Origin of the sequence: Pannonibacter sp. I15F10I1 (genome assembly GCF_900185665.1) — a bacterium.
GTDB lineage: Bacteria > Pseudomonadota > Alphaproteobacteria > Rhizobiales > Stappiaceae > Pannonibacter > Pannonibacter indicus.
The window spans coordinates 283,834-303,709 of sequence record NZ_FYAN01000007.1 but is presented as its reverse complement, the minus strand read 5'-3'; the positions used below and the strand labels follow the sequence as shown (position 1 = coordinate 303,709).

General features: G+C 63.8%; 19 protein-coding genes. 10 read left to right on the top strand and 9 right to left on the bottom strand.

What is annotated here, in order from left to right; translation table 11 throughout:
- The first annotated feature begins 97 nt into the window (after window positions 1–97).
- Entirely contained in the window at window positions 98–1,000 is a 903-nt protein-coding gene (locus IF10I1_RS05915; protein WP_186424396.1) for a LysR family transcriptional regulator, read from the top strand.
- Between the two features lie 24 nt (window positions 1,001–1,024).
- Here IF10I1_RS05915 and IF10I1_RS05910 read toward each other — a convergent pair whose 3' ends face one another.
- From IF10I1_RS05910 to IF10I1_RS05880, 7 genes are all read right to left on the bottom strand, one after another.
- Window positions 1,025–2,659, bottom strand: a complete 1,635-nt coding sequence (locus IF10I1_RS05910) for an AMP-binding protein (RefSeq protein WP_186393796.1) — start codon at window positions 2,657–2,659, stop codon at window positions 1,025–1,027.
- 134 nt (window positions 2,660–2,793) lie between these two features.
- Window positions 2,794–3,228, bottom strand: a complete 435-nt coding sequence (locus tag IF10I1_RS05905; RefSeq protein WP_019962585.1) for a RidA family protein — start codon at window positions 3,226–3,228, stop codon at window positions 2,794–2,796.
- A 63-nt stretch (window positions 3,229–3,291) separates the two neighbouring features.
- Entirely contained in the window at window positions 3,292–4,437 is a 1,146-nt protein-coding gene (locus IF10I1_RS05900; RefSeq protein ID WP_186393797.1) for an acyl-CoA dehydrogenase family protein, read from the bottom strand.
- A gap of 1 nt (window position 4,438) precedes the next feature.
- Window positions 4,439–5,251: an enoyl-CoA hydratase family protein gene (locus tag IF10I1_RS05895; RefSeq protein ID WP_058900245.1), complete on the bottom strand. Its 813-nt coding sequence runs from the start codon at window positions 5,249–5,251 to the stop codon at window positions 4,439–4,441.
- Window positions 5,248–5,730 (bottom strand): MarR family winged helix-turn-helix transcriptional regulator, encoded by a 483-nt coding sequence (locus tag IF10I1_RS05890; protein WP_058900246.1) that lies wholly within the window; start codon window positions 5,728–5,730, stop codon window positions 5,248–5,250. Before IF10I1_RS05890 ends, IF10I1_RS05895 begins: the two co-directional genes overlap by 4 nt.
- Window positions 5,727–6,467, bottom strand: a complete 741-nt coding sequence (locus IF10I1_RS05885; protein ID WP_019962589.1) for an SDR family NAD(P)-dependent oxidoreductase — start codon at window positions 6,465–6,467, stop codon at window positions 5,727–5,729. The genes IF10I1_RS05890 and IF10I1_RS05885 overlap by 4 nt, the downstream gene beginning before the upstream one ends.
- Window positions 6,464–8,779, bottom strand: a complete 2,316-nt coding sequence (locus tag IF10I1_RS05880; RefSeq protein WP_186393798.1) for a bifunctional salicylyl-CoA 5-hydroxylase/oxidoreductase — start codon at window positions 8,777–8,779, stop codon at window positions 6,464–6,466. The genes IF10I1_RS05885 and IF10I1_RS05880 overlap by 4 nt, the downstream gene beginning before the upstream one ends.
- 200 nt (window positions 8,780–8,979) lie before the next feature.
- Between IF10I1_RS05880 and IF10I1_RS05875 the strand changes: the two genes are divergently transcribed.
- The 4 genes from IF10I1_RS05875 to IF10I1_RS05860 all read left to right on the top strand — a co-directional run bounded on the left by IF10I1_RS05875 (window position 8,980) and on the right by IF10I1_RS05860 (window position 13,671).
- Entirely contained in the window at window positions 8,980–9,390 is a 411-nt protein-coding gene (locus IF10I1_RS05875) for an MbcA/ParS/Xre antitoxin family protein (protein WP_186424395.1), read from the top strand.
- The gene (locus IF10I1_RS05870; protein WP_186393800.1) at window positions 9,390–10,079 is read left to right on the top strand and encodes an RES family NAD+ phosphorylase; all 690 of its coding nucleotides are present in this window, start codon (window positions 9,390–9,392) and stop codon (window positions 10,077–10,079) included. Before IF10I1_RS05875 ends, IF10I1_RS05870 begins: the two co-directional genes overlap by 1 nt.
- 386 nt (window positions 10,080–10,465) lie before the next feature.
- Window positions 10,466–11,095 (top strand): DUF2335 domain-containing protein, encoded by a 630-nt coding sequence (locus IF10I1_RS05865; RefSeq protein ID WP_186393801.1) that lies wholly within the window; start codon window positions 10,466–10,468, stop codon window positions 11,093–11,095.
- A gap of 407 nt (window positions 11,096–11,502) precedes the next feature.
- Entirely contained in the window at window positions 11,503–13,671 is a 2,169-nt protein-coding gene (locus IF10I1_RS05860; protein ID WP_186393802.1) for an anthranilate synthase component I, read from the top strand.
- A 68-nt stretch (window positions 13,672–13,739) separates the two neighbouring features.
- On the opposite strand, the gene IF10I1_RS05855 is transcribed toward IF10I1_RS05860, so the two are convergent.
- Window positions 13,740–14,171 (bottom strand): Lrp/AsnC family transcriptional regulator, encoded by a 432-nt coding sequence (locus tag IF10I1_RS05855; protein WP_050471403.1) that lies wholly within the window; start codon window positions 14,169–14,171, stop codon window positions 13,740–13,742.
- A gap of 145 nt (window positions 14,172–14,316) precedes the next feature.
- Here IF10I1_RS05855 and rocF point away from each other — a divergent pair, with 145 nt between their 5' ends.
- The 3 genes from rocF (at window position 14,317) to IF10I1_RS05840 (ending at window position 16,880) form a co-directional block, all read left to right on the top strand.
- Window positions 14,317–15,246, top strand: a complete 930-nt coding sequence (rocF, locus tag IF10I1_RS05850) for an arginase (protein WP_164477521.1) — start codon at window positions 14,317–14,319, stop codon at window positions 15,244–15,246.
- 14 nt (window positions 15,247–15,260) lie between these two features.
- Window positions 15,261–16,340 carry an ornithine cyclodeaminase gene (locus IF10I1_RS05845; RefSeq protein ID WP_186393803.1) on the top strand — a complete coding sequence of 360 codons (1,080 nt, stop codon included), beginning with the start codon at window positions 15,261–15,263 and terminating at the stop codon, window positions 16,338–16,340.
- A 351-nt stretch (window positions 16,341–16,691) separates the two neighbouring features.
- Complete coding sequence (locus IF10I1_RS05840; RefSeq protein ID WP_050471259.1) at window positions 16,692–16,880, top strand: hypothetical protein; 189 nt, start codon at window positions 16,692–16,694, stop codon at window positions 16,878–16,880.
- 81 nt (window positions 16,881–16,961) lie between these two features.
- On the opposite strand, the gene ilvD is transcribed toward IF10I1_RS05840, so the two are convergent.
- Complete coding sequence (ilvD, locus tag IF10I1_RS05835; protein WP_186393804.1) at window positions 16,962–18,824, bottom strand: dihydroxy-acid dehydratase; 1,863 nt, start codon at window positions 18,822–18,824, stop codon at window positions 16,962–16,964.
- 202 nt (window positions 18,825–19,026) lie between these two features.
- On the opposite strand from ilvD, the gene IF10I1_RS05830 reads away from it, so the two are divergent.
- Both IF10I1_RS05830 and IF10I1_RS05825 read left to right on the top strand, forming a co-directional pair.
- On the top strand, window positions 19,027–19,368 hold the full coding sequence (locus IF10I1_RS05830) for a helix-turn-helix transcriptional regulator (RefSeq protein ID WP_058900256.1): 342 nt from the start codon (window positions 19,027–19,029) through the stop codon (window positions 19,366–19,368).
- Between the two features lies 1 nt (window position 19,369).
- Window positions 19,370–19,831, top strand: coding sequence for an SRPBCC family protein (locus IF10I1_RS05825; protein WP_122519757.1), 462 nt, complete (start codon window positions 19,370–19,372; stop codon window positions 19,829–19,831).
- The last annotated feature ends 45 nt before the right edge of the window (window positions 19,832–19,876 follow it).

Sequence of the window (19,876 nt, the reverse complement as noted above, 5' to 3'; positions counted from 1 at the left end):
AGGCAGGATCGGCGAAAGCTGAATTATCGACAAGACAGATTTATCTGATAAATTTATACTTCATTTCATATCAATCAGACCGGTGGCGGAGTGCCCCATGAAAATCACCCTGAAGCAGATCCAGAGCTTTCTCGCCGTGGCGGAGGCTGGCAGCTTTTCTCTCGCCGCCAAGCGCCTCAACACCGCCCAGCCGGCATTGTCTCAGTCCGTCAAGGATCTGGAGACTGATCTTGGAGTGCGCCTGTTCGACCGCACGACCCGGCGGGGGGAGCTGACGGCGGCAGGCGAAGAGTTCCGCCACTCCTCCGCCAAGGTGCTGGAAGATCTGGAACATGCAGTGGAAGGCCTGCACATGCTGGCAGACCGGCGGCGCGGCAAGCTGCGCGTGGCGGCCCCGCCGCTTCTCGCCAGCTTCGTGCTGCCGCAGGTGATCGCCAGCTTTCAGGCATCTTCACCCGGCATTGCCGTGCAATTGTCCGATGTGGGCACCGAGCAGATCCTGGAGGCCGTGCGCAGCGGCAGGGCCGACTGCGCCGTCGGCACCTTTCCCCCGGCGGGCGATGACATCGAGCGCCAGCCGCTGGTGCGGGACAGCCTGATGCTGTTCTGCCGGGAGGACAGTGCTTTTGCCGCAAGGGACAGCGCGGTCTGGTCCGGCCTTGCCGAGGCGCCGCTGGTGACGCTGACGCGGGACTCCGGCATCCGCCTGCTGGTGGAAGTGGGCTTTGAAAGCGTGCGGATCGAGCCCCGGATCAGCTTCGAGGTGACGCAGATCACCACCGCCCTAGCGCTGGTGGAGGCAGGGCTTGGCGTTGCCGTCCTGCCCGCCTATGCGCGCGCCGCCGTGCGCGGGCCCGGCATTCGCGCGCTGCCCCTGGAAGAGCCGGTCATCACCCGCGAGATCATGCTGCTGAAATCCCGCGACCGCATGCCCACCCCTGCCGCACAGGCCTTCATCGAGCACCTGACCCGCGCCCTCAGACGGCTGGCGGCGGTATAAGGGGCCGGACTCAGCCCCTTCCCTTCAGCTCGCCTCCTTCAGCCGGAACCGCTGGATCTTGCCGGTCTGCGTCTTGGGCAGGGCATCGGTGAAGAGGATACGGCGCGGGTATTTGTAGGGCGCGATGGTTGCCTTCACGTGGTCCTGCAGGCGCTTGATGGTGGCGGCGTCCGGCTCGACGCCGGCGCTCAGTACCACATGGGCTTCCACGATCTGCCCGCGCTCCTCGTCCGGTGCGCCGATGACGGCGCATTCCAGCACATCGGGATGAGCCAGAAGCGCGGCTTCCACATCGGGACCTGCGATGTTGTAACCGGCGGAAATGATCATGTCGTCGTTGCGGGCGGCAAAGTGGAAGTAGCCCTGCTCGTCCTGCCAGAAGGCATCGCCGGTGATGTTCCAGCCCTCGTGCACATAGCCGGTCTGGCGGCTGTCGGAGAGATAGCGGCAGCCGGTCGGCCCGCGCACGGCCAGACGCCCCACCTCGCCGCGCGGCATCTCACGGCCCAGATCATCAACGATCCGCGCCTCGTAGCCGGTGACGGGGCGGCCGGTGCAGGCCGGGTGGCTGTCGCCGAAGCGGTTGGAAATGAAGATATGCAGCATTTCCGTTGCGCCGATGCCGTCCAGCATCGGCTTGCCGGTCTTGGCCATCCACTCCTCGTAGACCGGCGCCGGCAGCGTTTCGCCGGCCGAGACGGCGGCACGCAGGCTGGACAGGTCCGCGCCCTCGTCCATGGCCTTCAGCATCACGCGGTAGGCCGTGGGGGCAGTGAAGCAGACCGTGGCGCGGTATTTCTGGATGATCTCGATGAGGTTCGGCGGCGAGGCGGTTTCCAGCAGCGCCGCCGCCGCCCCAAAGCGCAGCGGGAACACGGCAAGGCCGCCAAGGCCAAAGGTGAAGGCGAGCGGCGGCGAGCCGACGAACACGTCGTCCGGCGTCACGCCCAGAACCTCGCGGGCATAGCCGTCCGCGATGATCAGGATATCGCGGTGAAAGTGCATGGTCGCCTTGGGATCGCCTGTGGTTCCCGAGGTGAAGCCCAGCAGGGCCACGTCATCGCGGCCCGTCTTCACCGCTTCAAAGCGCACCGGCTTGCCCAGCGCCGCCCGGTCCAGCTCCGCATCATGATTGGCGGTGCCGTCGAAACCGATGACGGTCTTCAGGTAGACAGAATCCTTGGCGCAGGCGACCATCTCGTCCATCAGCCGCGTGTCGCACAGGGCAACCGTGATCTCGGCCTTGTCGACGATCTTGGCCAGTTCGCCTGCCCGCAGCATCGGCATGGTGTTGACCACCACGGCACCGGCCTTGGTCGCCGCCAGCCAGCAGGCCACCATGGCCGGATTGTTGGCGGAGCGGATCAGCACCCGGTTGCCGGGCTTCACGCCATAATCCTCGACCAGCGCATGGGCGATGCGGCTCGTCCAGTCGGCCAGTTCCTTGTAGGTGCGCTGGCGGCCATTGCCGATCAGCGCCACATGGTCGCCGAAGCCCTTTTCCACCATGCGGTCGGTCAGCTCGACGCCCGCGTTGAGGTAGTCCGGGTAGTCGAAGCCCTCAAGCTTCAGCTCCGGCCACAGTTCCACGGGCGGCAGGTTGTCCCGGGTGAATGTATCCACATGGGCACTCGGGCCCAGTTTCAGCGCAGCTGTCATCATCAATCCCCTGGATGGTTGCCCGCTGACGCGGACCTGCGGCTCTTCCTTTTGCGGAAGCGGGTTTTCCCTTGGGCCGCCTTGTCTTGTTCCTGAACGTCGTCTTCCCAAATCTCACGATCCGCGCCTGCGGATTACTCCGGCACCACGGCGGTTGCCTCGATCTCCACCAGCGCCTCGTCTTCCACGAGGCCGGCCACCTGCACCAGCGCCATGGCCGGGAAGTGCTTGCCCAGCACCTTGCGGTAGACGGCGCCCACATCGCGCAGGCTGGCGAGATAGAGCTGCTTGTCGGTGACGTACCAGGTCATCCGCACCAGATGCTCCGGCCCTGCCCCGCCCTCGCGCAGCACCTCGACGATGTTCTTCAGCGTCTGCTCCACCTGTCCGGTGAAGTCCTTCGCCTCGAACTCCTGCTGGCCGTTCCAGCCGATGAGGCCGCCAAGGAAAAGCATGCGGCCGCTGGCGGCAACGCCATTGGAATAGCCCTTGGCGGGCTTCCAGTTGCGCGGGTTCAAAAACGCGTGCGGGCTTTCGGCGGTGGAGGCATCTGCCGTTGTCTGTGTCATGTGGCCTTCCCGTCTTCCTGCGGGGCCATCTGCCCCGTTGATTGCATTCAAATTCCGGTTCGCTCAGCGCGCCTCGCCCAGCGCGGCGCGGGCGATGACGATCTTCTGCACGTCGCTGGCGCCCTCGTAGATGCGCAGGGCGCGGATCTCGCGGTAAAGGCTTTCCACGGCAAAGCCCTTGCGCACGCCGTCGCCGCCATGCAGCTGCAGGGCCGTGTCGATGACGCGCTGGGCCGCTTCCGTTGCATGCAGCTTGGCCATTGCCGCCTCGCGGCTGACGCGGGCCGCGCCCATGTCCTTGGTCCAGGCAGCGCGGTAGATCAGCAGCGCCGAAGCATCCACCTCCAGCGCCATATCCGCGATATGCCCCTGCACCATCTGCAGCTCGGACAGCGGCGCACCAAAGAGCTGGCGCTGGCGCACGCGGGCCAGCGCCTCGTCCAGCGCCCGGCGGGCAAAGCCCAGCGCCGCTGCACCGACGGTGGAGCGGAACACGTCCAGCACCGACATGGCGATCTTGAAGCCATCGCCGCGCTTGCCGATCAGTGCCGTTTCCGGCAGGCGGATGCTGTTGAAACGCAGATGCGCCAGCGGATGGGGTGCCATCACCTCGATGCGCTCGACGATCTCCAGCCCCGGCGTGTCCGCAGGCAGCAGGAAGGCGGAAAGGCCCTTGGCTCCCGGCACTTCGCCGGTGCGCGCAAACACGACATAAAGGTCCGCAATGCCGCCGTTGGAGATGTAGGTCTTCTCACCGGTCAGGATGAAACCGCCCGGCACGGCCTCAGCCGCTGCGGTGCTGTTGGCCACATCCGAACCGGAGCCCGGCTCCGTCAGGGCAAAGGCGCTGATCGCGGTGCCGGCACGGGTGCGCTCCAGCCATGTGCGCTGCTCCGCCGTGCCGAACAGAGAGACGGCCCCCATGCCCAGCCCCTGCATGGCAAAGGCAAAATCGGCAAGACCATCATGCCGGGCCAGCGTTTCGCGGATGAGGCAGAGGCTGCGCACGTCCAGCGTCTCGCCCTCGCCAGCACCCGAGTGGCGCAGCCAACCGGCCTGCCCCAAATCGCGCACCAGCGTACGGCAGGCCTCGTCCGTGTCGGCGTGATCGACATGAAGATGGGCGGCGCACCAGGCATCCAGCGCCTCGGCCAGTTCGCGGTGGCGGGTCTCGAAGAAGGGCCAGGAGAGGAAAGAGCGGTCTGCCATTTCAGTTGCCCTCGAAAACCGGCTTCTGCTTGGCGACGAAGGCATGATAGGCGCGGGCAAAATCCTGCGTCTGCATGCAGATCGCCTGTGCCTGCGCTTCCGCCTCGATGGCCTGCTCCAGCCCCATGTTCCATTCCTGGTTCAGCTGGGTCTTGGTGATGCCATGGGCAAACACAGGCCCGGAGGCGAGCCTTGCGGCCAGCGCCATGGCTTCCTCTTCCAGCTTGTCCGCCTCATGCAAGGCATTGAAGAAGCCCCAGCGTTCACCCTCGGCTGCACTCATGGTGCGGCCCGTGTAGAGCAGTTCCGCAGCCCGGCCCTGACCGATGATGCGCGGCAGCATGGCGCAGGCGCCCATGTCGCAGCCCGCAAGGCCGACGCGGGTGAAAAGGAAGGCGGTCTTTGCCTCCGGTGTTGCCAGCCGCAGGTCGCTGGCCATGGCAATGATCGCCCCGGCTCCGACGCAGACGCCATCCACCGCCGCGATGATGGGTTTGCCGCAGCCGATCATCGCTTTCACCAGATCACCGGTCATGCGGGTGAAGGCAAGCAGGCCCTTCATGTCGAGCCCAACCAGCGGGCCGATGATGTCATGCACATCCCCGCCGGAACAAAAGTTGCCGCCATTGGAGGTAAAGACCACCACATCCACGTCCTCGGCATAGACGAGGGCGCGGAAGGTATCGCGCAGCTCGGCATAGCTGTCGAAGGTCAGCGGGTTCTTGCGGTCGGGACGGTTGAGGCTGACGCGGGCGATGCGGTCCTTCACCTGCCAGAGAAAGTGCCGGGGCTTCAGATCAGCCAGAGCAGTCATTGCGCGTCCTTCCCGAGTTTCTTCAATATGTCCTTGAGCGCGTCCAGATCCGCGTCCGTCAGCCTGGCGAAGAGCTGGTCCACCTCCCGCTCGTGATCGGCGGCCAGCTTTTCGAACTGCGCCAGCCCCTCGTCCGTCAGCGACACATGCACCGTGCGCCGGTCCGCCTCGAAGGGCACACGGCGGACGAGGCCGTCCTTCTCCAGCCGGTCCACCACCGTGGTGGCGTTGCCGTTGGAGACGAGCAGCAGGCGCGACAGTTCGCTCATGCTCAGCGGCACGCGGCGGCGGTAGAGCGCGGCCATCACGTCGAAGCGCGGCAGCGTCGTGTCATGCTCCACCCGCAGAAACTCGCGCAGATGCGCTTCCGCCATGCGGGTGACGCCGAGAATGCGGATCCAGGTCTTCAACCGGCGCTTGGACAGCGGCACGGAGGCTGCTTCCGTTTCCTGCACGGCTGTTCCCTTCTCTGCGCTCATACCTCGCCTCCCGAAATGGCCATTGCCTGCCCGTTCACCCCGTCAGATCCGGCAGCGCACAGATAAAGGGCCATGGCCGTCACCTCCTGCGGGGTGATGAGGCGCTTCTGCGGATTGGTGTCCGCAAGGGCAGCCATGGCGTCATCCCGGCTCTTGCCGGTCTTGGCCATGATGTTCTGAACGGAGCGTTCCGTCATCTCCGTATCAAGGAAGCCGGGGCAAATGGCGTTGACCGTCACCGGACGGCGGGCCACTTCCAGCGCCAGCGCCTTCACAAGGCCGACAACCCCGTGCTTGGCCGCCACATAGGGCGCCACATAGGGATAGCCCTTCAGACCTGCCGTGGACGCAATGGCGATGAGCCGCCCCCAGCCGTCCATCCGGGCTAGCCCCTCGCGGAAGGTGAGGAACACGCCGGTCAGGTTCACCGCCAGCATGGCATTCCACTGATCCAGCGACGTGCGCCCAAACGGGGCGCTTTCGGCAGCGCCCGCATTGGCAATCACCACATCCACCGGGCCTGCGGCCTCGAACAGCGCCTTCACGGAAGCCTCGTCCGTCACGTCCGCCGTCAGCGCCCGCACGCCCGGCAGGGAAGCCGCCACCGCCTGCAGCGGCTCCGCCCTGCGGCCAGTGATGATGACCTGCGCTCCGGCAGCATGGAAGCCGCGGGCAAGATCTGCCCCTGCGCCCGTGCCGCCGCCCGTGATGAGAACGCGCCGTCCTGCCACCGTCATGCCCGGATCACCTCTCCTGCTGCCCTGGCGCCATCCACCTTGGCTTTTGCCTGCTCGGCAAGGCGCAGGGCCTGATCACGCCCGGCAAGATACGGCAGCGGCCAGCTGGCCTTGCGGTCGCCCTGCTCCACCGCCGCATGCAGCGTCCAGTAGGGATCGGACAGATGCGGACGGGCAAGGCAGACCAGATCGGCACGGCCCGCCATCAGGATCGAATTCACCTGATCGGCCTCGGTGATGTTGCCCACTGCCATGGTCGCCAGCCCCGCCTCGTTGCGGATGCGGTCGGAGAACGGGGTCTGGAACATGCGGCCATAGATGGGGCGCGCCTCCGTCGTCGTCTGACCGGCGGAGACGTCGATGATGTCGGCACCCGCCTCAGAGAAGGCCCGGGCGATCTCCACCGCTTCGTCCGGCGTCACACCAGCCTCACCCACCCAGTCATTGGCGGAGATGCGCACCGACATGGGCTTGTTCTCCGGCCAGACGGCACGCATGGCGCGGAAGACTTCCAGCGGATAGCGCAGGCGGTTTTCAAGGCTGCCGCCATATTCATCGTCCCGAACGTTCGACACCGGTGAGATGAAGGACGACAGGAGATAGCCGTGAGCGGCGTGCAGCTCGATCATGTCGAACCCGGCGCGCTCCGCCATTTTCGCCGCCTCGACGAACTGGCCGAGCACCAGATCCATGTCGGCCCGGTCCATAGCCTTCGGCACCGCATTGCCCTTGGACCAGGCAATGGCGGAAGCAGACAGCAGCGGCCAGTTGCCATCCGGCAGCGGCGCGTCCATGCCCTCCCAGCCAACCTGCGTCGAGCCCTTGCGGCCCGAATGGCCGATCTGGCAGCAGATCTTCGCTGCCGTCTCCGCATGGACGAAATCCGTCAGCCGCTTCCAGCCCGCCTCATGCTCCGGCGCATAGAGGCCGGGGCAGCCGGGGGTGATGCGCCCGTCCGCCGACACGCAGGTCATTTCGGTGAAGACGAGCCCTGCCCCGCCCTTGGCCCGCTCGGCATAATGGATCAGATGCCAGTCGCCCGGCACACCATCCACCGCCTTGTACTGGGCCATGGGCGAAACGACGATGCGGTTTTCCAGCCGCATGCCGCGCAGCGTGAAGGGAGCAAACATCGGCGTGCGGCCCGGCTGGCCGCCGGCCTGCTTCTGGAACCAGTCCTCCGCCGAGCGCAGCCATTCGGGATCGCGCAGGCGCAGGTTTTCGTGGGAAATGCGCTGGGACCGGGTGAGCAGCGAATAGTTGAACTGCACCGGATCAAGATCGAGATAGCGCTCCACCTGCTCGAACCACTCCAGCGAGTTGCGGGCGGCAGATTGCAAGCGCAGCACCTCGATGCGGCGCTCTTCCTGATAGCGCTCGAAGGCCGCTTCCATGCCGGCTTCGCTGTGGAGATAGGTGGCCAGCGCAATGGCACTGTCAAAGGCAAGCCGGGTGCCGGAGCCGATGGAGAAATGCCCCGTCGCCGCCGCATCGCCCATCAGCACCACATTGCCGTTGTACCACTTCTCGCAGATCACCCGCGGGAAGTTCATCCAGACGGCAGAGCCGCGCAGGTGCGCCGCGTTGGACATGAGCTTGTGGCCACCGAGATGCGCGGCAAACACCTTCTCGCAAGTCTCGATGGTCTCTTCCTTGGACATGCGCTCGAAGCCGAAGCGGTCCCAGGTCTCCTGCGTGCATTCGACGATCACCGTCGCCGTGTCGGCATCGAACTGATAGGCATGCACCCACATCCAGCCGTGTCCGGTCTTCTCGAAGATGAAGGTGAAGGCGTCATCGAACTTCTGGTGCGTGCCGAGCCAGATGAACTTGCACAGGCGCAGGTCCACATCGGGCTTGAACACATCCGCATATTCGCGCCGCACCAGCGAGTTGATGCCGTCGCTGGCGACCACGAGGTCATAGTCCTTGCGGTACTCTTCAGCGGTCTTGAACTCCTGCTGGAACTCCAGATTGATGCCAAGCTCCCGCGCCCGCTCCTGCAGGATGATCAGAAGTTTCTTGCGGCCAATGCCGGCAAAGCCGTGGCCGCCGGAAACGGTGCGCACGCCATCATGGACGACCGCAATGTCGTCCCAGTAGGAGAAGTTGGCGCGGATCTCTTCCGTGCTCTTCGGGTCATTGCGCGCCATGTTGCCCAGCGCATCATCGGACAGCACCACGCCCCAGCCGAACGTGTCATTCGCCTTGTTGCGCTCCAGCACCGTGATGTCATGGGCCGCATCACGCAGCTTCATCGAGATTGCAAAATAGAGCCCCGCAGGCCCGCCTCCCAGGCACAGGATCTTCATTGCCGCAGTCCCTTCCGTTTGTCTTGTTGAGCATGAGCCTGCCACCAGCCGGAAATTATTTCAAGCTTGAAATATCGGCATGCAAAAGGAAACTTAATGGGCGGAGTGAGCAGGCCGATATGCGGATTCGGGAGCCGTTTCAGCATGGCGCCTTGCCATTTGGCATTAAATATCTTATTTTTTGCCAAAAGGAGCTGACCATGTTGCAGGAAATCCCCCGCACCCGCGCTGCGCCGGACGTGCCGCAGATCACCACCGAAGAAGCGGCGGCGATGGCGCGGGCGGTGATCCGGCTGTTCGAACGCTGGCAGCTTTCCGATGCGCAGGCGCGGGAGATCCTCGGCGGCCTCCCGGCCCGCACCCATGCGCGCTGGAAATCGGGCGAGCCGGGGCGCATCGACCGCGATCTGCCCCCCCGCCTCTCCCTGCTGATGGGCATCCATAAGGGCCTGCGTTATCTCTTCACCGAAGCGGAACGCGGTTACGCCTGGGTGCGCAAGCCCAACCCGGTGTTTGGCGGGCGCACGCCGGTCGAGGTGATGGCGCAGGGCGACATATTCTCGCTGGCCCGCGTGCGCGCCTATCTCGACGCGGAGCGCGGCGGCTTCTGATGAGCGCCCTGGCCCTTACGCGGGTGGAGTGGCAGAGCGCCTTCCGCCTCATCCGCTCCATCCATCCGCCGGTTGATCTGTTCGAGGACATTGCCGACCCGCAGGACTGGGAAGCGCTTGCCTCGGCCGAATCGAAGACCAATCCGCGGATCTGGGACCATCTCGGGCAACTGGATCTGGTGCCGCCGCACCGGCGGGTGAGCGGCCCCGGCGCCAGCTATCTGATGGCGCCTTTCGTCCATGTCAGCACAGACCGGCCGGGCCGCTTCACCGATGGCACCTATGGCGTCTACAGCGTGGGCAATGCAGAGGAAGTGGCGATCCGGGAAGTCGCCCATCATCACGGCCGCACCATGCGGGCCACGCAGGAAGCGCCGGGCTGGACCTCCCAGTTCCGCATGCTCACCTGCCACCTTGACCTTGACCTGCATGATGCAAGACCGGATGTCCGCTATCACCACCCGGATGACTATGCCCCCTCGCAGGCGCTGGGCCGGGAACTCAGAGCCTCAGGCGCCAACGGTATCCTCTACCGCAGCGTCCGCTGCGAAGGCGGAGAATGTGCCGCCATCTTCTGGCCGGACCTAATCCCCGTTCCCCTGCAAGCCGATCACTTCGACTTCCACTGGAATGGCACCACCGCCGACAAGGTGCGCAACTGCCGGACGGGGGCGATTTTCGGGCTTTAGGCATTAACTCGGGGGATCGACGGTGCAACTCCTCCGTTGGCCGCTGAGACCGGCAAAATGTTATCCCTCAGTCAATTTTTGGCGATACACTAGGACATCGAATTGCCGTATGCGTCTGGCCAGTCAGGCGTACGCAGGTGATTGACACGGTTTGCCTCGCCGCGCTACGGATTGCGGAACTTGGCACTTCGCGTGACTACACTACATATGTGAAGGGGCTTTTAGGGCGACCCTCAGGAGAGCGGAAATGCCGAAGCTTTCATCGATGCAGATCAAGCGGACAAAACTCCACACTTTTGCTGCGGCACTGGGCCTGCTTGGCCCTGCGGTTATACTTGCCCCTCAGTCAGGAGGCACGGTGATCAAGCGTGGTGAGAGTGTTCGTCATGCTTGGCAATCTGCGGGCGATGTACTCATTGGCGCAGCAGGGCGTTACAAGAATGAAGTCAGAAAACGAGGGCAACACGGACAGTGATCGTGTCAGCTCTGATGCCATTTCCCATACAGAGGGCATTAGAGAGCAGAGTAATCTGGATGAACTCGTTGAAACGATTGCCTACGACTCTGCCTCGAAAGTAATACCCCCGAACCAGCTCAAGGCTTTTGCCTCAAAGTTCAGAAAGGCATTCCTGTCTCAAGTGGCAGCCGGCTCAGATCCTGATCAAGTCTTTGTAATGGGTGAGATTTCCAGAACACACTCCGGCCCGCTACCGCCGCCAGATGTATTGCTTGCCTATGAGAACAGCCTTCCCGGCGCAATGGATCGCATTTTCCAAATGGCGGAAGCCGATCAGGCAGCCTATCTCGCGTCGATCGAACGGCAGCAGAAATCTGACAACACGTTCCGGCTCATATCTTATTTTGGCGGCCTTTTTGCATTCGTTCTCGCTCTTGGAACAGCCACACTCCTGAGTTTCCACGGCTACACAGACGTTGCACTCGCCGTTGTCGGTTCAGCTGCGCTTGGCGCAATCGCAGTTTTCGTGAATGCATGGCAGGGTAAAAAGCCCGAATAATACCAAAGGTCTGAGATGCAGACACATAACGCCTTGAAATTGCTCAAGCGCCGCACTGGCTTCACCAACTCTGGGAGTGTCAGGCTCATCGAGAGTTGGCATAATTCAAGCTTGAAGCGACTGGTCTATTTTGCAACAGGGGCCAGGCAAGTGGCGCAGGGGCGGTTTTTAGGCCGTTGCCCCGGTTGCCTGCTGTCTGTGGCTGCGCTAGGCAAACAGGCATGAACACGCAGATGATCCGTATGGGCTGGTGGTGGCAGGACGCTTGATTGGCGGCCTTGCGATTTCTCATGTTCTGACGTGATCGAAGTTGACCCAAAGGCCGCCGCGGCAAGACCCGCAGGCGGCCTTTGGTCTGTCTGGGGTCTGGCTGGGGAAAGCCTGGACCTGAACTGGAGGATGGACGAATGCCGGTACCGGCTGAGCAGACTTTCAAGACCAAGGGCGGCATTGCCGTCACACGCGGCGCACGCCCGGCAGACTATGCGGAGGGAACCTCCCGCTGGATCGACCGGCTGGATGCAGAGCGCGGCGCGGTCCTCTCCTCCTCCTATGAGTATCCGGGCCGCTACACCCGCTGGGACATGGCACTGGTCAATCCGCCGCTTGTGCTGGAATCGGCCGGGCGCAACGTCGAAATCCGCGCCCTCAACGCCCGTGGCCTCGTTCTGCTGCCCGCCATTGCCGGGGTGCTGTCAGCCCATCCGGACGTGGAAGCCTTTGCTGCCACCGAAGGCCGCATGACCCTGACGGTGCGCAAGCCCGCTGCCCCCTTCCGCGAGGAAGACCGCTCGCGTCAGGCCTCCACCTTCTCCGTGGTGCGGACCATCAAGGAGCTGTTCGCCTGCGATGACGATCAGCTCGGCCTTTACGGCGCCTTCGGCTACGACCTTGCCTTCCAGTTCGAGCCGATCGAGTTGAAGCTGAAGCGCCCGGCGGACCAGCGCGATCTGGTGTTGTTCCTGCCCGATGAAATCCTCATCGTCGATCACCATGGCCGCCGCGCCTATGTGCTGGAATATGACTTCGAGGTCGATGGCAAGCGCACCCACGGCCTGCCGCGTGATGGGGAGAAACAGCCCTATCAGCCGGCCAATGAAGATCCGGGCCGGGGCGACCATGAACCGGGCGAATATGCAAAGATCGTGGACCGGGCCAAGGAATATTTCCGCCGGGGCGACCTGTTCGAGACCGTGCCGGGCCAGACCTTCTACGAGCCCTGCGCCAACCCGCCCTCGGCCGTCTCCCGCCGCCTGCAGCAGATCAACCCCTCGCCCTATTCCTTCTTCATCAACCTCGGCAATGCGGAATATCTCGTCGGCGCCTCCCCGGAGATGTATGTCCGCGTCACCGGCGGGCGGCGGGTGGAAACCTGCCCCATCTCCGGCACCATCCGGCGCGGCAAGAATGCCATCGAGGATGAGGCGCAGATCCGCAAGCTGCTGAATTCCGCCAAGGACGAGGCGGAACTGACCATGTGCTCGGACGTGGACCGCAACGACAAGAGCCGCGTCTGCGTGCCCGGCTCGGTCAAGGTCATCGGCCGCCGCCAGATCGAGATGTATTCCCGCCTGATCCACACGGTGGACCATATCGAGGGCATCCTGCGCGAGGACATGGACGCGCTCGACGCCTTCCTTTCCCACGCCTGGGCCGTCACCGTGACCGGTGCGCCGAAACGCTGGGCGATGGAGTTCATCGAGAACAACGAGAAAAGCTCCCGCGCCTGGTATGGCGGGGCCATCGGTGCGGTGCTGTTCAACGGCGACATGAACACCGGCCTCACCCTGCGCACCGTCCGCATCAAGGACGGCGTCGCCCAGATCCGTGCCGGTGCGACGCTGCTCTATGACAGCATTCCGGAAGACGAAGAGGCCGAAACCGAGCTGAAGGCCGAAGCCATGCGCGCCGCCGTGCGCGAGGCGGGGCTGGCCGTGAAGGCCACGGAAACCGTGCGCGAGAAGAAGCCCGGAGCGGGCCTCAAGATCCTGCTGGTGGACCACGAGGACAGTTTCGTCCACACGCTGGCCAACTACTTCCGCCAGACCGGCGCCGATGTGGTCACCTACCGCACGCCCGTTGCCGACCACGTGTTCCATGACGTGAACCCGGACCTGGTGGTGCTCTCCCCCGGTCCCGGCAGCCCGAAGGACTTCGACTGCGCCGCCACCATCGGCCGTGCCCGCGCGCGCGGACTGCCGCTGTTCGGCGTCTGCCTCGGCCTGCAGGCTCTGGCCGAAGGGCTGGGCGGCGAACTGGGCCAGCTGGACGTGCCGATGCACGGCAAGCCCTCGCCCATCAGCCTCACCGGCAATTCGGTGCTGTTCGAAGGCTTGAGCTCGCCGGTCACGGTCGGCCGCTACCACTCGCTGTTTGCGAAGAAGGACAAGCTGCCCGCAGACTTCCGCATCACGGCGGAGACGGAAGACGGGGTGATCATGGCCATCGAGCACACCAGCGAGCCGATCGCCGCCGTCCAGTTCCACCCGGAAAGCATCATGTCCCTCGACCAGGACGCCGGCCACCGCATCATCGAGAACGTGGTGACCTGCCTGGTGAAGACGCGCCGGGCGTAGGGCTTACCTGTCACAAGAAGAAGACCCGGCAGGCTCGCCCTGCCGGGTCTTTTGCTTTCCTGCAGTTCTCACCGCCGCCAGGTCTTCACCGCAGACAGCATCAGGCTGGTTTCGGTGGCGGAGACGCCTTCGATGAGGCGGATGCGGTGGAGGGCGGCGTCGAAGGAGGCGAGATCCGGGGTGGCGAGTTCGATCACCAGATCCCAGCGGCCATTGGTGGTGTGGATCGAGCGGGCCTCCGGCATGCCGCTGAGGCGGCGGATCACCGCATCGGCCCGCTTGCCCTCGATGGCCAGCATCATCATGGCGCGGATCGGCAGGTCCTGCCCCTCGTTGCGCAGAACGGCGGTGAAGCCCTGGATCTCGCCGCTTTCCACCAGCCGCGACAGGCGCGCCCGCACGGTGGCGCGGGAGAGTTTCAGGTCCAGCGCCAGATCCGAGATCGAGCGGCGGCCATCCGCCCGCAGCGCTGCGATCAATGCAAGATCCGTATCGTCCAGCATGCGGCATCCTTCCAGTTTGGAAAGTTTAGCTTATCACTTTGGATGGTCTACTGCCCAGAGTGCGCAATTTTTTGTCTTCAGACTGCCATCTGATGGCTGCACTCTGGAAGAGATGCAGATCCGCAGTGAAGGAGGCCGAGGGATGACGCAGATTGCGCTTGTGGGAGCACCGGTGGAAGCAGGCGCAGGGCGCAGGGGCTGTCTGATGGGACCGGCCGCCTATCGCACCGCGGGCCTTCAGGAAGAGCTGGAAGCGCTCGGCCTTGTTGTGGAGGACCACGGCGACGTTGTGCCGGATCAGGCGCTCGACGTTCCGGACACGGACCCGAAGCTGAAGAACCTGCGTGCCGTTGCCGGCTGGACGCGGGCGCTTTACCGCAAGGCCCGGTCTTTGGCGGCGGGGCCGCAGATGCCCATCTACATGGGCGGCGACCATGCGCTGGCTCTTGGCACCCTCGCCGGGCACGCAGCCCATGCGGCCGGTGCCGGGCGGCCGCAATTCGTGCTGTGGCTCGACGCCCATTCCGACATCAACACCTTCGAAAGCACGGTCAGCGGCAATCTGCACGGCACGCCGGTTGCCTTTGCCTGCGGCTTGCCGGGCTTTGACGTGCTGCTGGGGGAGAAGCTGGACACGCCTATATCGCCGGGCAACCTCTGCCTGCTGGGTCTGCGCTCGGTCGATCCGCCGGAGCGGGCGCTGATCCGGGAATTCGGCATCACCGCCCATGACATGCGGGCCATTGACGAGAACGGCATCGCCCGCCTGCTGGAGCCGTTTCTGGAGCGCTGCGCCCGCGCCAACGGCTTCCTGCATGTGAGCCTTGATGTGGATTTCATCGACCCGGACATCGCTCCGGCGGTCGGCACCACCGTGCCGGGCGGCGTCACCTTCCGCGAGGCACATCTGGTGATGGAGATGCTGCATGACAGCGGCCTCGTAACCTCGCTGGATCTGGTGGAACTGAACCCCTTCCTCGACGACCGGGGCCGCACCGCCCGGCTGATGGTGGACCTGACCGCGAGCCTCTTCGGACGGCGCGTCATGGACCGCCCCACCCGAAGCTATTGACCCGGAGCCAGAAAATGACCACCACCGCCAGCCATCCGGCACAGGATGCCCCCTCGCCTCTCGCACTGGTACCCTTCGTCAGCGTCGGCAACATGATGCGCATTCTGAATGCAGTGGGCGTCGAGGCCTTCATCGAAGGGCTTGCGGCTGTGATCGAGGAGGATTTCCGCCGCTGGCCGCTGTTCGACAAGACGCCGCGCGTCGCCTCCCATTCGAGGGAAGGTGTCATCGAGCTGATGCCTGCGTCGGATGGCGTTGCCTATGGATTCAAATATGTGAACGGCCACCCGAAGAACACCCGCACCGGCCGCCAGACCGTGACGGCCTTTGGCGTGCTGGCAGAGGTGGAGACGGGCTATCCCGTTCTCCTCTCGGAGATGACGATCCTCACCGCCCTGCGCACCGCCGCCATGTCGGCGCTCGCGGCAAAATATCTGGCCCCGGCCGATGCCCGCTCCATGGCGATCATCGGCAATGGCGCGCAATCGGAGTTTCAGGCGCTTGCCTTCCGCAAGCTTCTGGGTGTGGACCGTTTGCGGCTCTATGATATCGACCCGGCGGCCAGCCGCCGCTGCGCCCGCAATCTTGAAGGCTTCGGCTTCGACATCACCGTCTGCTCCAGCGCGGAAGAGGCGGTTGAAGGTGTTGCCATCATCACCACGGTGACGGCAGACAAGCAGCGGGCGACCATCCTCACCGACAACATGGTGGCCAGCGGCCAGCACATCAACGCGGTGGGCGGCGACTGCCCCGGCAAGACGGAACTGCACCGGGATATCCTGCTGCGCTCGTCCATCTTTGTCGAATATACGCCCCAGACCCGCATCGAGGGCGAGATCCAGCAGCTTGCGGCAGATCATCCGGTCACGGAACTGTGGCAGGTGATTGCCGGAGACGCGCCGGGCCGCCGGTCGGCGCTGGAAACGACGCTGTTCGATTCCGTCGGCTTTGCGGTGGAGGATTTCTCTGCCCTGCGTTATCTGCGCGGGCTTTTGAAGGATCTGCCCTACTGCGAAATGCTCGATCTTCTGGCGGACCCGGATGATCCGCGGGATCTGTTCGGCATGGTCCTGCGCGCCAGTTCCTCTGGCTGACGGATCCAGCGCGGGAAATATCATGCAACGGGACAAGGGATGTCAGATCCGGTCAGCACTGAGTCGGATCAGCATCCGTATCAAGCCCGTTTCCACACCTTGAGCTCAACCTCGGCGCGATATTTTCCAGATAAAGTTTCAAATTCAAGAAACAAACTTCTCATGATGCGAAGGTCTTTTCGCCGTAGGCGATATAAACATTTATCACCCTTAGTAATACAATTCAAAAAACCTACATTTCCTTCTCTCTCAAAGATTTTCACGTGACAAGAGTGCAGCCTATGACATACCAAAGTTGCGCATCAGAGACATAGCTGCTTACCAGTCCTGCAGGAACCGGCGGAAGCCCCCATGCAACGCAACGTGATTATTGAATTGATGAGCATGATCGCCGGCTTCTTCGGCGGCATCGTCATTTCTTACATTTTCGGCTGGGGCCTTCTGTTCGGCATGCTTGTGACGGTAAGCCTCGGCGTTTTTGGCGATTGGCTTTACGGCCGCAAGGCGCGGGGGCGCGAGGCGCGCAGCCGCCGGAACTGAGGGCCGGTGCCTTGAACTGGCCAAAAGAAAAAGCCGCCGGCAGAACCGGCGGCTTTTTCTTTTGGTGGCCATGCCGCCAGCTTACTTGCGGGTCAGCTGGTCCACATCACGCACGGCGCCGCGGGCGGCGGAGGTGGTGAGAGCGGCATAGGCCTTGAGGGCTGCCGAAACCTTGCGGGTGCGCGGCTTTTCCGGCTTCCAGGCATCAGCGCCTTTGGCTTCCATCTTCGCCCGGCGTTCGGCCAGCACTTCGTCGCTCACATCCACGCGGATGATGCGGTTCGGGATGTCGATGACGATCGGATCGCCATGCTCCACCAGACCGATCGCGCCGCCTTCCGCCGCTTCCGGGGACGCATGGCCGATGGACAAGCCCGAGGTGCCGCCGGAGAAACGGCCATCGGTGATGAGCGCGCAGGCCTTGCCGAGGCCCTTGGACTTCAGGTAGCTCGTCGGATAGAGCATTTCCTGCATGCCGGGGCCACCCTTCGGGCCTTCGTAACGGATGACCACCACATCGCCTGCCTTGACCTTGCCGGTGAGAATGTCGCTCACCGCCTGATCCTGGCTTTCGCAGATATAGGCCGGGCCGGAGAACTTCAGGATGCTCTCGTCCACGCCCGCCGTCTTCACGATGCAGCCATCCAGCGCGATATTGCCAAAGAGCACGGCAAGGCCGCCGTCCTTCGAGAAGGCATGCTCCGCCGAGCGGATGACGCCGGTCTTGCGGTCGGTATCAACGCCTTCGCTGTAGCGGCGCGACTGGGAGAAGGCTTCCTGCGTCGGCACGCCGCCGGGGGCAGCCGAGTAGAAAGTATGCACCGCTTCGCTCGAGGTGCGCACCACATCCCAGCGGTCAAGCGCATCCTTCATGCTGGCGGCATGAACCACCGGCAGCGAGATGTCGATGAGGCCGGCACGGTCCAGTTCGCCCAGAATGCCCATGATGCCGCCAGCGCGGTGCACGTCTTCCATGTGCACATCCGGCACAGAAGGCGCGACCTTGCAGAGCACCGGCACGCGGCGCGACAGCCGGTCGATATCGGCCATGGTGAAGTTCACCTCGCCCTCATAGGCGGCGGCGAGAAGATGCAGAACCGTGTTGGTGGACCCGCCCATGGCGATGTCCAGCGTCATGGCGTTCTCGAAGGCCTTGAACGAGGCGATGCTGCGCGGCAGCACGCTTTCGTCGTCCTGCTCGTAGTAGCGGCGGGCGAGATCGACGATCAGGTGGCCGGCTTCCACGAACAGGCGCTTGCGGTCGGCGTGGGTGGCCAGTGTCGAGCCATTGCCCGGCAGCGCCAGGCCCAGCGCCTCGGTGAGGCAGTTCATCGAGTTGGCGGTGAACATGCCCGAGCAGGAGCCGCAGGTGGGGCATGCGGAGCGCTCGATCACCTTCACGTCCTCTTCGGACACACGGTCATCGGCTGCTGCCACCATGGCATCCACCAGATCCAGCGCCTTGGTGGTGCCGTCAGCCAGCACCGCCTTGCCCGCTTCCATCGGGCCGCCGGAGACGAAGACCACCGGAATGTTGAGGCGCATGGCGGCCATCAGCATGCCCGGGGTGATCTTGTCGCAGTTGGAAATGCAGACCAGCGCATCGGCGCAATGGGCGTTGACCATATACTCGACCGCATCGGCGATGATCTCGCGCGAGGGCAGCGAATAGAGCATGCCGTCATGGCCCATGGCGATGCCGTCATCCACCGCGATGGTGTTGAATTCCTTGGCAACACCGCCTGCCTTCTCGACCTCGCGGGCGACAAGCTGGCCAAGGTCCTTCAGGTGCACATGGCCCGGAACGAACTGGGTGAAGGAGTTGGCAATAGCGATGATCGGCTTGCCGAAATCGCCGTCCTTCATGCCCGTGGCGCGCCACAGGCCGCGCGCGCCGGCCATGTTGCGGCCGTGGGTGGAGGTTCTGGAACGATAGGCGGGCATCTGGAACTCCCTGGGATTGTCCTATTGGCGGTCTCTTTGTCCGCCTCACGCTTGCTGCGTGCTTCAAATGTAGGGTTTGGCAGGTTTTTGGGGCGAGCGAAAGGGCAGAAAACCCAAAAAGAGTACGCTGCGGTACGGTTCCGGTAAAAGTTCCGCTATAGTTAGCCATTGACCTCACAATCGGATCAGAATAGTTATCCATATGGCTAACCAACAGCAGCCACTCGACGCCCTGTTTCATGCCCTGTCGGATCCCACCCGGCGGGCAGTGCTTCAGCGTCTGGGCGCGGGAAGTGCCAGCGTCAAGGATCTTTCCGGACCCTTTTCGATGGCCCTGCCCTCGTTTCTCAAACACCTCGCTGTCCTCGAGGACAGCGGGCTGATTACAACGCATAAGTCGGGCAGGACCCGAACCTGTAACCTCAACAAGGCGGCTTTTGCGCCGGTGGACGACTGGCTTTCAAGCCAGAAGGCGATGTGGACGGCACGCACGGACCGGCTGGCGGCCTTTGTCGAGGCGGAAACCGCATCTGAGGAGGACTGACATGTTTGATCCCGCGCTTGACCTCGAAATTTCCCGCATCATCAAGGCGCCACCGGCCGCGATCTGGAACGCCTGGAAGGATCCGGCCGCGCTCGCCAAGTGGTGGGCACCGGAACCGGTCGTGACCGAGGTACACCAGCTCGACCTGCGGCCTGGCGGCGCCTTCGAGACGACGATGACCCTGCCGGACGGCACGAAGATGAACAATATCGGCTGCTTTCTCGATGTGATCGAGAACCGCCGGATTGTATCAACGGACGCTCTTCTGCCGGGCTACCGGCCGCGCAAGGAAGGTTTCATGACCGCGATCATCACGCTTCAGGAGGTCGATGGCGGCACGAACTATGTCGCACGTGTCCTGCATGGGAATCGCGAGGACAAGGACATCCACGAAAAGATGGGCTTCCACGATGGCTGGGGCACCGCCCTGACGCAGCTGGCAAATTTCGTCGAAGGCCACTGACGGAAAACGGCCTCGCGGTTGGGGGTGGCCGCGAGGCCGTCCCGG